Raw genomic sequence first — 12,117 nt, forward strand, 5'->3', positions numbered from 1 at the left:
CCAGATAGGCCAATCTCGCGTTTTGATCGAGCATCGTGAACGACTCGGCGCAGACAGCTTGCGGCGACGAGAACACTACAGCCGATACCGACGCACCAATAGCGTTTGGTCTTCCTCTGCTCTCGACGACTAAAGTTCATCCCTTACATGAGCTTTCTCATCTGCAGCGAAATGTCGGGGCTTTCATAGAGGGCTTGAATCATTTCCGGATACAACGCGGTGAATTTTTCATTGTGGATGAGATTGCCAAAAACGGGCTCTAGCTTAAGGAATGACAGCGTGTCGCCATGGGTCCCCTGCGCCGCTTGATGAAGTTCATCTTTCATTACATCGACAATATCGAGTCGTTCGCCATGCTGGTCGACGCCCTTGTCGCTATAGAAACACCACGCGGCGATGACCAGCGTGGCATAGCTGATACTGCCACCGCGCGCCAGGTTTTCGGTAATCGTCGGGATCAGGAACTTTGGCAGCTTGGCTGAACTTTCCAGACAAATTCGTGCCACGCTGTCCTTGATATTCGGGTTTCCAAAGCGCTCGATCAGACTGTCCTTATAGGCTTCCAGCTCGACCCCTTCAACCGGGTCCAGCACCGGGGTGGCCTCGACATCCATGAAGCGGCGTACGTAGGCTGCAAAAAGCGGATCCGCCATGCAGCCATCGATGGTCTTGTGTCCGTGGATCGAACCGAGCATCCCGAGGACCGAATGCCCGGCGTTGAGCAAGCGTATTTTCATTTTCTCGTACGGCGTGACGTCGGGAACAAACTGCGCCCCGACTTTTTCCCACGCCGGCCTGCCATTGGAAAAATTGTCTTCGATCACCCATTGGGTGAACGGTTCGCAGGTCACCGGCCATTGGTCCTTCAATCCCATTGCGCTACGGAGGTAGGCGATATCCTCCGGCGTTGTTACGGGCGTGATCCGGTCCACCATGGCATTCGGGAAGCACACCTCGCTCTCGATCCAGCCCGCGAGGTCGGCGTCCTGCTTGTGCGCGAATGCCAAAAGCATCTTGCGCGTCATGTCGCCGTTGTGCTGAATGTTGTCGCAGGACTGAATGGTGACGGCCGGGAGTCCCTGGGTGCGGCGTTTCTTGAGCGCGGCGGTGAGATAGCCGAACACCGTCTTCGGGCTGGACGGCTGTTCCAGATCGTGCCGCACATCGGGATTGCTGAAGTCGAAGTCGCCCGTGGCGGGGTTGAAGTTGTAGCCCCCTTCCGTGATGGTCAGCGAAACGATCTTGGTGTCCGGGCTGGCCATCCTGTCGATGACGGCGTCGGGATCGTCGCAGGCGAGCATGAAATCGATCAGTGAACCGATGACGCAGGTTTCGACTTTTCCCTGCGGATGCTTGACGATCAAGGTGTAGAGATAGTCCTGCTCTTTCAGGATGTCGCCGATCTTGCGGTCGGCGTCGCGCAGGCCGACGCCACAGATGCCCCAGTTGGAGGCCTCGGAGTCGTTCATCAGCGCATCGGTGTAAAACGCTTCGTGTGAGCGGTGGAATCCGCCGACCCCGATATGGACGATGCCGGCTTTGACTTTGCTCCGGTCATAGGATGGACGAGCGATTTCGTCGGCCAGGCGGTGAAGATTTTCCTGCTTGAGTTGAACGGGTTCCGTCATGACAAACTCCCTATGAGCCTTATCGGTATTTTCTCAGGCTATTTGTTGAGCGCTTTGGTTTGGCTCACAATGTCTTCAAATCTTCGGGTAGCAACGGAGTTGCCCCCTTCTGCGAGCAGACAAACGAGGCCACCTGGTTGGCAAACGCATTCACCCTGCTCAGCGACCAGCCCTTCAGCACGCCCATGCAGAGCGACGCCGTGAATGAATCCCCGGCTCCGACCGAGTCCACCGCAAGTCCCTCCACTCCCGGGGCGACATCCACTTCGTCACGCCGTACAAGCACGCTTCCGTCCGGACCGCGCGTGTAGGCCAGCAGCTCCAGGTCAAACCGTTCGCGCAGCTCACGGAGCTGCTCCATTACCGTGCCGCGCAGGCCGAAGTAGCCGGCCAGCACCGGCAGCTCCTCGTCGCTGAGCTTCAAAATCGAAGCGAGCTGTAGCGAGTCCTCAACTTGCTCCTGCGAAAAATAAGACTGGCGCAGATTCACGTCGAAAATCTTCAGCGCGGCCTCCGGCATCTGCCTCAAGAAGGCGTGGATGCTTGCGCGCGAAACCGGCGAGCGCTGCGAAAGCGATCCAAAACACACGGCATCGAGCGTCGCCGCCAGCGCCTTGAGGTCGCTGGTAAACGCAATATGATCCCATGCCACATTCTCGAAAATCTGATACGAAGGTTTGCCTTCGTCGTTCAGGGTCACCTGCACCGTTCCGGTAGGGAAGCTGTCGCTTTCCAGTACATAGCTGGCATCCACCCCCATTTCCCGCAGCTTGTCGCGAATGCCTAGTCCCAGCTCATCTGTCCCGACGCAGCTCACTGGATAGGCCGTCGCGCCGAGCTGGTAGCAATGGAACGCGAAATTGGCCGGGGCGCCGCCGAGACGCTTGTGCTGCGGAAACACATCCCAAAGCAACTCGCCGATTCCCGCCACTGTAAACCGCTTATTCATGCCTCTCTCCTTGAATCATGCGTCTTCCACGCATCCAGCTGCCCGCGTTGACATCGTCACTGTCGGCCGAGGCCAGGGAGACGGCTGCGCCGGTGTGGCGTCACCCCATCGCCGTCGCGGTGGCCACCCGTCCTTAAACTGCGGACCCTGCCGCCGCCGGCATCGCGGATCTCTGAAGCGCCTTCGAACGCTTCAAATCCCAATAGGCGAAGGCAAAGTAGATGACCGTGCACCATATGCTTACGTCGTAGAACCGCTCCAGATTGACATAGTAGACGTAGATGTCAGGGCTGTTGAACAGAACCCTCCAGGCGAGAACAAATGGAACTGCCAGGCCAATGATGATGTAGATCGCCTTGATCACTTTTGAAAGAATGGAGGTGTCTTTGACGGGCTCGTGACTCTCGGTTGCCGCTTGTTGCGCATGAAATTCGGCGACCCTCTCCTGGAACACCCGCTCCGCTTGCTCGCCCTCAGGATAGCTTTCAGACGCACCGTATTTCTTCGCCAACACGATATAGGTGGCAATCGAGACGAACCAGGTGGGCAGGAACAGGTAGTAGAACGGAATGATGTTGAGCGCGTCCAGACCGAAACCGAACACCAGCGAGAGCGCCCATGTGCCGATAGCCGGGACGCTGTACTGCAGGCCCTTGTAGCGAGCCCAGTAGCGGGTAAATCCGATTCTCGGGAAAATATGGTGTTCGGCGAAGACGATACCGCCCACCGGCACGAGAAGGAGGCCTGCATAGGTCAAAAGGGGAAGCATGCTTTGGTAAATGAACGGGAAGGCACTCGCGACCACGACAGCCAGTCCAACGAGCATCGTGACCTTCGTCCTGGGCACTTCGGGAAACACGGCCTGCGCGGCCAGACCGGCGCGGTAGAGGTTCGCATTGGCCGTTGTCCACCCGGCAACGACCACGATCACAAACCCCGATGCGCCCAGGGCATAAAAGGCCACTTCGCCCGGATCGACCACCATGATGCTGGATTTCGTCATCGCCGCGGTCGCCGCGCCCATGAGTCCGGCGGAAATCCAGGCGACGTAGTGTCCGAACATCATTCCCGTACTGGTCGCCAGACCATAACTTTTCTTCTTGGCATAGCGGAGCAGCGCCATGTCAATCAGACCGAAGTGTGAGAAGGTGTTCGCGGCCCAGGCGAAGCCGGCCACCTCCAGCATCCCGATGCCCGGCTTTCCCTCGGCGTTTAGTCCCGTCCAGACGGTTGCTCCGGCGATCTGCACGAAATCGGAAAAGCTGGTCAGGGTGGTGTAACCGGTAATGAATTCCGAGAGCGCGGGCAGCAGAACCATGCCGCCGACGGTGAACATCACCATCAGCCATGGTGCGCAGATGCTGGCGAATTCGGTGACCGCATTGAATCCGAAGACCGCCACCAAAACCACGATGACCGCAACCGCGACGGCCACGATGACGAACAGCACACTCGTCGGATACGGATGTACCTGTGGGGGAATATCGAACAATGCTCTGACAGCCGTTGCCGACACGGTGATCATGGCCGCCGATATGACGCCGAAGATCAAGATATTGGCCACGTTGTAGAGGCGCGACATCGAGTCACCGGCAATGCGGTTCAGATAGGTATAAAGACTCAAGCGCGTATCAACGGCGATCGGCGACGTGATCAGCGTAAAGCTCAGAACGGCCAGCGTGTTGCCGATCATCAGACCGATGAGAATGTCCCATATCCCCGCACCCAGTGCCACAAAGGTGGCGCCGATCACGAATTCCGTCGCGGCAACGTGTTCGGCGGCATACAAGCCGGCAAAGTGCCCCCACCCATGGAGTTTGTGCCGTGGAATCGGAAGCTGCTCGTCATCCATGTCTGCTATCGACTGCCCTGGATCGAAGGCGCTATTGGTCATTTTTCGCTCCCCTACGACTGTTGTCTTACGTCGTTCCAATTAACGGAAAACTTGTTTGCAGAAGCAATGGGCGGTCAAACGGGCGGTCAACTATCGCCCACCGTCCGCATCCGGACATGCCGAGTGAGCTTGGCGGGGGGGATCGCGGGGGGCTTCCATTGAGCGGAATGACCTCTATTTGAGGAAGCGGGCGCGCTCAATGACCTTCCCGGTCACCCACTGGGCGTTGCCAAGCGCTTCATCGATCGGGATCGCTCCCGACAGCGCCGCTGCGAAGCGGTTACCCACCGCGGTGCCGATGCTCTGGAACTCCGGGATCCCGACAAACTGCATTCCGGTATAGGGCACGGGTTCGACGGTCGGGTGGTTCGGATCGGCGGCCTGGATCGACGCCAGCGTTATCCTGGCAAAGGGCGCCGCGTCGAGATACGCCGGGTTCTCATAGAGCGACCTGCGGGTGCCCGGCGGCACGTTTGACCAGCCTTCCTTCGAGGCGACCAGTTCCAGGTAGTGCTTCGAAGTGGCCCAGGCCACGAACTTCTTCGCCGCCTCCTTGTTGTGGGAACCCTCGGGAATTGCCAGCGCCCAGGCCCAGAGCCAATTTGCGCTCTTGCCAAGCCCCTTGTCCGGGGCGAGCGCGAAGCCCACGCGTTTGGCCACAGCAGACTCCGCGTTGGTCACGAACGGGCCTGCCGCGGTCGCGTCAATCCAGATCGCGCACTTGCCTGCCCGGAACAGGGCCAGGTTTTCCTTGTAGCCATTGGCTGCGGCATGTGGCGGGCCGACTTCGTTCATCAGTTCGACGTAGTCGGTGATCGTCGCCTTCCAGGCTTCACCGTCGAACTGAGGTTTCCAGTTCATATCGAACCAGCGAGCCCCGTAGGAGTTGGCCATGGCAGTCAGGAACGCCATGTTGTCGCCCCAGCCCGGCTTGCCACGCAGACAGATGCCATAAACCTCATTGCCTTTGTCGGCCAGCTTGCGGGCAGCTTCCTTGATGAAATCCCAGGTGGGCTTTTCGGGCATCTCGAGCCCAGCTTTCTTGAACAGATCGGTGCGGTACATGGTGAACGCAGACTCGCCGTAAAACGGCACGGCGTACATCTTGCCCTTGAACGACAGGCCCTCGCGGATCGGCGGCAGGATATCATCGGCGTCGTAGTCCGCCGGCAAATCGTCGAGCGTCACCAGCCACCCTCGCTCAGCCCAGATGGGGGCCTCGTAGGTGCCAATTGTCAGCACGTCGAACTGCCCGCCTTTGGTGGCAATGTCAGTAGTGACGCGCTGGCGTAGCACGTTCTCTTCCAGTACCACCCAGTCGAGTTTGATCTCGGGATGAGCTTTCTCGAACGCCTCCGAGAGCCCCTGCATCCGGATCATGTCGCCGTTATTGACGGTGGCGATGGTGACCGTGGTTTCGGCGATCGCCAACGCTGAGCAGGCGAGTAAGGTCGCCGCCGTCAACGCGGCCGCAATTCGAATGGTCATTCCCGCCCCCCTCGCTGCTTAAGGTGTCTAAGGTGCTTTTGAGTCTGCTTGTTCCATTCTACGTCTGTAAGCAGCACTTGCAAATTGACTCAGGCTGACGATTGAAAGCTGATACACCGAACTGAGAGAGGACCGGCGGAAACTGCGCCTACACCGGGTGCGGTCGGTGCTGCTGCTTCCGACGCCTCGCACGCGTCGATCCTCGAGCTCCATGACCCACGGGCATTCGTTGTTACCGCTAGCCTGCCGTGCAGCCCTGCCGGACAACGCCGGCCACGTGGTACAGCTCGTCTACGAAGAGCCACCGGGCCAAGTGCGGTAGGGGCAAGCGACAGGTTCCTGATCAGTAACCCGTCGTTCGAGCCCGCATATTCTTCCGTGACGCTATGACTGTTGTTGGCCGGTACCCGCCGAATTCACCTTTGACAAAAGGCCTTCCATAAAGCGGCCATTGAACGAGCCGCTGCATCGAGCGGCGGCCATCTCGGCTCTGGCCAATCTGCAGTAACCGCCAACTGTCGAAAACGTCGCCATGTCACCCCACAACGGGCGCTCAGTCATCCCTCGCGCGCACGGCAGGCAGTCGGCTGGAACACGGGGTTCGGCGTCGCCCAAGCTTCAGATTCGGCTAGCCAATCGGCAGATGCGTGCAGGCGTGCCATCAGTAGGCTCTGGTGAATCCGCCGTCGTGCAAGATGTTTACCCCGGTCATGTGATCCGAGAGCGCTGAAAGTAATCCTTCAACCGCGGCGGCAACCTCTTTTGGCGACCCATACTTCTTCAAGGGAATGTTGTCTGTTTCATCGGCAAGACGCTGCTCGACACTCACTCCGGCGCTGGCGGCTCGCCGCTCGAGCGAGGCTGCGTAACCCGGCGTGAGCGTGCCGCCGAGGGAAAGCGTGTTCACGTGGACGCCTCGTTCACCCAGCGCGAAGGCCAGCGTCTTGGCCTCGGCCAGCCAGGCGCAGCGGATGACGTTACTGGAGGCGTAGTGGCCCAAGACCTGGACTGAGGACATACCCGAGATGATGACGATCTTGCATCGCTTGCCGTTCGCAGGGTCGGGCTGCATCGTCGCGATGGCCGCTTTGAGCAATGCCAGCGGCCCGATAAAGCTGTTCTGCAGAACCTCGCGCCATCTATCGCTACTTGGAAGGGGGTCGTTCGTGGGCGAATCTTGCGGTGGCATCAAGACCGCGCCATCCAGGACCAGGCTTCTCGCAGTGATCTCGGTCGAAAATGACTCGACGGAGTCGTCACGTGTCATGTCGACGCTGATCCAAGTGTAGACGCCGGCATCGGGAAAGAGGCGCCCCAACTCAGAGGCGAGCGCCTGTAGCTTGTCGGCGTTGCGAGCCGCAAGAACGAGCGAGTATCCAGCGCTCGCCAAGCGCTCGGCGACTGCTCGGCCGATGCCACCTGTCGCGCCAGTGAGAAGTATCTTTGCCGGTACGCTGTTCATTTAGAGCCCCTCGGACAAGGCTCAATCGAGCCAGGACGATGATCAACGGAATGCGGGTAGTGTGGAGCTTGCGACGCCATCGCCGCCGCTCAGCCGCCGTCGGGTGGGCGTGGGCGTCGCCAGACGGCCGTCAGCGTGGCAAGTTTGGCGCGCGGCGAGAGACGTTCGTCGGACAGCGCTTCGAGAAACTCCGAGAGCGCCTTCGACTTGACGATGGCGAAACCGATGAGCAGCGCCGACGGCACGGCGACCAGCGCAAACAGCGCCAGTCGCTCGGCGAAGGGAGCGTGCGTCGCGTCGAGCAGGTTCATTCCGAGGACGCCGGTGGTGATCGTGGCAATCAGGCCGGCGGTGGTCACCACGGTCAGGCGGACGACCGTATTGGACTGCCGGCGCAGGCTGTCGCTGTCGAGGTACTGGCTCATGTCCTGGATTTCCTCGCGCAATTCGCTATACAGGCGCTCGGTGCCCAGGTGCTCCCTGGTCAGCTTGAACATCGAGCGGGCCTGTGCCTGGTCGGAAATCTCGTAGAACCAGTAGCGATGGGTGAAGCGCAGGAAGACTTCGAGGATCTGCCGAATGGCACGCTTGAATTCCTTGACCGATTCGGGCTGGCCGATGCGGAGGTGATTGAGCGCCGTCACCAGGCGGTCGGAGAGCATCAGCAAGGCGGCCTTGTGAAAGTGCGGGATCAGGGCGAGGAGGAAGAACTGGTGCCGAAACTGCCCGAGCAGACCGTTCTCCAGGCCGCTGAAGTAGGCGTCGCGGGTGCTGCCAACCATGATGACCGCGTGCCCGCAGGAGAGCTGCCGGCTCCCTGGATGCTCGGCGTGCGGGTGCCAGTAGCGGTCGTAGCAATAGCGTGCTTCGAAATCGTCGAGCGGCAGCTCGGACGCGGGCGGTGCGCCAATCTTCCCTGGTCCGGTGACCAGCACCAGGCGCGCGAAGTCGTCACGGCTGAGCGCGCGCGGGTCGTCCATCGCCAGGTAGGCGAGAAGCGGCATGCGGTGATACTCGATCTGCCGGTAGCGGACCAGGCCTTCCTCGTCCGAGTGGTGCAGCACCAGTGGCCGGAGCAGGAACTCCCAGTGCGACGAGATGCACGGGGCGCGGAAGCGCGAGACGAAGGTGAGGTACTTGCTGCGTTCCTCGTAGTCCGAAGCAGCCAGCAGCCGGCCGTCCGGCGCGATCCATTCGCTGCGTTTCAGGCAGTGGCTACCGCTGCCATCGTCGTCCCAGGACGGTGGATAGGCCCGCCCGAAGCGGTACAGGGTGTCGTGCACCTGCCGCAGTTCGAGGTCGTCGGCGAAGATCTCGACGACCAGGATGAGGACCTCGATGTCGTAGAAGAAATAGAGGTCGAGGTGGGCGATGTCGAAATCGATCGGCTGCTCGCGGTCCTTGTAGTGCATGCGCACTTTGGCCACGTCATGGCGACGGAAAATGCGTATCGGCGATTCGCCGTGGCGCGAACTGCTCCCCATCTGACCCCCGCCTTCGCCGTAGAGGAAGCGCTGGACGTGAGGCAGGAAGGTCACGAACTCGCTGTAATGGCGTTCGTGAAACTGCTCGGGGTCGCCGCTGAATTCGTCGGCCAGTTCCCGCCACGGGTTGTCAGCGTCGATACGATCGAGCAACTGACTATGGTTCTGGAAAGGTCCGCCCTCGGCCAGCGGCATCAGTTGCAAGGGCCACATCAGGATCTGCCGGAAATGGCGGACCCGCTGGTCTGCGTCGTTTGTCGCCACGTCCATGGGCGTCTCCGGAAGAGCAATCGCCGGAAGCAGCCGGCCGGCCATGCTAGGTCCTTGCCGTCAGGACGTCAATGGCATCGCCGCCAGTGCCGTAGCGGTAGGCGATGATCAGCATCCGTACATCCGTTCCAGAGCGATCGATGGCCCCCGGGTTTTTCGACAGAATAGAGCGACAGCCGCCGTCGGGGCATTCAGGGCGCTCCGGCCGTCGGCCGGAACTTGGCGTAGAATTTCCTGTTTTCCGCGACCCCCCCCCCGGGATGAAGAACATCTTCGCCGAACTGCCGCCAGACTCATCGCCCGACGAACAGTTTCTCGAACTGCTTGCCCGACCGGGCCTCAGGATCGAACGCATCGTGTCGACCGGCCAGGCAAGCGCGCCGGGTTTCTGGTACGAACAGGCGCTCGGAGAGTGGATCGTGCTGCTTCAGGGGGAGGCCCTGTTGCGCTTCGAAGACCCGCCACAGGCCGAGCACCTCAAGGCGGGGGATTGCGTGAACATCGCGCCGCGGCGCCGGCATCGGGTTGACTGGACGCTACCCGGAAAGGCGACGATCTGGCTGGCGGTCCACTACGAATTGCCCGCCCTCCCCGTCTGATCGCGGGCAGGCCAGGCTGGACGCGTGCGCGCCAGACCTCCGGCGTCGCTTGTCGAGTCTTCGCGGCGAGGCGAATCAGCGCTTGCGCGAGCGAGCGCCGACCGGCGCAGTCCTCACCCCTGCCCGCACAGGCGAACGCGCGACGGTCTTGACGTCGGCGGACGCGGGTGCCCGCCGCGTCCCGGTTCCCGGCGGCTGAAAGCTCGGGACCAACTGGTGCCGGCCGTTGCCGATCAGGTCGGCGCGGCCCATCTGCTTCAGCGCCTCGCGCAGCAGGGGCCAGTTGTTGGCGTCGTGATAGCGTAGAAAAGCCTTGTGCAGGCGGCGCTGGCGCGCGTTGCGAACGGTTTCGACGCCGGCCGACGCGCGCCCGACCCTGGCCAGCGGGTTCTTCTCGCTGTGGTACATCGCCGTGGCCAGTGCCATCGGCGTCGGCAGAAAAGTCTGCACCTGGTCAAGACGAAACTTGTTCCGCTTCAGCCACAGCGCCAGGTTCAGCATGTCGTGGTCGGTGGTTCCCGGATGCGCGGCGATGAAGTAGGGGATCAGGTATTGCTCCTTGCCCGCCTCTTTCGAGAACTTCTCGAACATCACCCTGAACTGCTCGTAGGAACCCATGCCCGGCTTCATCATATGCGCCAGCGGCCCCTCTTCGGTGTGCTCGGGGGCGATCTTGAGGTAGCCGCCGACGTGATGGCTGACCAGTTCCTTGACGTATTGCGGATCGCGCACGGCGAGGTCGTAGCGCAGACCGGAACTGATCAGGACCTTCTTCACCCCGGGAATCGCCCGCGCCTTGCGGTAGAGATTTACCAGCGGCGTGTGATCGGTGTTCAGGTTCTCGCAGATACCCGGAAAGACGCACGACAGGCGACGACACGAGGACTCGATCTTCGGGTCCTTGCACGCCAGCCGGTACATGTTGGCGGTTGGCCCGCCGAGGTCGGAAATGATGCCCGTGAAGCCGGGCGTCCTGTCGCGGATCTCCTCGATCTCGTGCAGGATCGATTCCTCGGAACGGCTCTGGATGATGCGCCCCTCGTGCTCGGTGATCGAGCAGAAGGTGCAGCCCCCGAAGCAGCCGCGCATGATGTTGATCGAGAAGCGGATCATCTCGAAAGCCGGGATCTTGGCGTCGCCGTACGCGGGGTGCGGCCGGCGCTGGAACGGCGAGGCGAAGACGCCGTCCATTTCCGGCGTGGTCAACGGAATCGGTGGCGGATTGAGCCACACGTCGCGCTCGCCGTGCGCCTGGATCAACGCCCGGGCATTGCCCGGATTCGATTCGACGTGGAAAGTTCGCGAGGCGTGCGCATAAAGTACCGGATCGGCGACGACCTGCTCGTACGACGGCAGGCGGATGGCGGTTCGCGTGCGCTCGAGCCTGGGCATGCGCTGATGCCGCTGGAACTGCATCTTGATCACCTGCGTGCGCGGCTCGCCGACGCTGCCGGCCGAGTGCGCAGCGCTCGCCGGGCTTGCGGAGTTTTCCGATTTCGACGCACACACCGCCTCCTTGCCGGGCTCCGGAGTCATCGCGTAGGGGTCGGGATGGCGGATCAGCGTCCCCGGGGTGTCGACTTCGGAGGAATCGATCTCGGCCCAGTCGCTGCCCGGCAACCAGCCGCGTGGGGCCATGAATCCGGTCCCGCGCAGGTCGCGGATGTCGGCGATATTCTCACCGGCGGCCAGGCGATGCGCCAGCTCGACGATCGCCCGCTCGGCGCTGCCGAAGATGAGCAGATCGGCTTTCGAATCCGGCAGCACCGAGCGGCGTACCTTGTCCGACCAGTAATCGTAGTGAGCGATTCGGCGCAGGCTGGCTTCGATCGAGCCGATCACCACGTTGGCCCCCGGGAAGGCCTCGCGACAGCGCTGCGCATAGACGACCACCGCGTGATCGGGGCGGCGGTGCGGCTCGGCGTTGGCCGTGTAGGCGTCGTCGGAACGCGGCTTGCGGTCGGCGGTGTAGCGATTGACCATGGAATCCATGTTGCCGGCCGTCACGCCGAAGAACAGATTCGGCCTGCCGAGCGCCTGGAAAGCCCTCGCCGACAGCCAGTGCGGCTGGCTGATGATGCCGACGCGAAAGCCCTGCGCTTCGAGCAGGCGGCCAATCAGCGCCATGCCGAAACTCGGGTGGTCGATATACGCGTCGCCGGTGACCAGGATGATGTCGCAGGAGTCCCAGCCGAGCTCGTCCATCTCGGCCCGCGACATCGGCAGGAAGGGCGCGCTGCCGAAACGGCTGGCCCAGAATTTCCGGTACGCAAAGAGATTGCGGGGTGCGCTGCGCGACGCGTCGATGCTGACAGTGTTCATGGGCACGCGATTCTACAGCAA

8 protein-coding genes are annotated in these 12,117 nt (G+C 61.6%); 1 reads left to right on the top strand and 7 read right to left on the bottom strand.

Going from position 1 to position 12,117, the window contains the following annotated elements:
- Window positions 1-143: 143 nt before the first annotated feature.
- The 6 genes from QZ634_RS04485 to QZ634_RS04510 all read right to left on the bottom strand — a co-directional run bounded on the left by QZ634_RS04485 (window position 144) and on the right by QZ634_RS04510 (window position 9,175).
- Window positions 144-1,628: a mannitol dehydrogenase family protein gene (locus QZ634_RS04485; RefSeq protein WP_291985937.1), complete on the bottom strand. Its 1,485-nt coding sequence runs from the start codon at window positions 1,626-1,628 to the stop codon at window positions 144-146.
- Window positions 1,629-1,692: 64 nt separating this feature from the next.
- Window positions 1,693-2,577 (bottom strand): carbohydrate kinase, encoded by an 885-nt coding sequence (locus tag QZ634_RS04490; protein ID WP_291985940.1) that lies wholly within the window; start codon window positions 2,575-2,577, stop codon window positions 1,693-1,695.
- Between the two features lie 133 nt (window positions 2,578-2,710).
- Window positions 2,711-4,471, bottom strand: a complete 1,761-nt coding sequence (locus tag QZ634_RS04495; RefSeq protein ID WP_291985942.1) for a hypothetical protein — start codon at window positions 4,469-4,471, stop codon at window positions 2,711-2,713.
- A gap of 174 nt (window positions 4,472-4,645) precedes the next feature.
- The gene (locus tag QZ634_RS04500; RefSeq protein WP_291985943.1) at window positions 4,646-5,959 is read right to left on the bottom strand and encodes a sugar ABC transporter substrate-binding protein; all 1,314 of its coding nucleotides are present in this window, start codon (window positions 5,957-5,959) and stop codon (window positions 4,646-4,648) included.
- Between the two features lie 661 nt (window positions 5,960-6,620).
- Window positions 6,621-7,421, bottom strand: coding sequence for an SDR family oxidoreductase (locus QZ634_RS04505; protein WP_291985945.1), 801 nt, complete (start codon window positions 7,419-7,421; stop codon window positions 6,621-6,623).
- A gap of 89 nt (window positions 7,422-7,510) precedes the next feature.
- Window positions 7,511-9,175: a hypothetical protein gene (locus QZ634_RS04510; RefSeq protein ID WP_291985947.1), complete on the bottom strand. Its 1,665-nt coding sequence runs from the start codon at window positions 9,173-9,175 to the stop codon at window positions 7,511-7,513.
- 260 nt (window positions 9,176-9,435) lie between these two features.
- On the opposite strand from QZ634_RS04510, the gene QZ634_RS04515 reads away from it, so the two are divergent.
- Complete coding sequence (locus QZ634_RS04515) at window positions 9,436-9,774, top strand: cupin (protein WP_291985948.1); 339 nt, start codon at window positions 9,436-9,438, stop codon at window positions 9,772-9,774.
- A 75-nt stretch (window positions 9,775-9,849) separates the two neighbouring features.
- Here the strand turns inward: QZ634_RS04515 and QZ634_RS04520 are convergent, their stop codons facing one another.
- Window positions 9,850-12,096, bottom strand: a complete 2,247-nt coding sequence (locus tag QZ634_RS04520; protein WP_291985950.1) for a YgiQ family radical SAM protein — start codon at window positions 12,094-12,096, stop codon at window positions 9,850-9,852.
- Between the last annotated feature and the right edge of the window lie 21 nt (window positions 12,097-12,117).

The organism is Candidatus Accumulibacter sp. ACC007 (assembly GCF_907163205.1).
Taxonomy (GTDB): domain Bacteria; phylum Pseudomonadota; class Gammaproteobacteria; order Burkholderiales; family Rhodocyclaceae; genus Accumulibacter; species Accumulibacter regalis.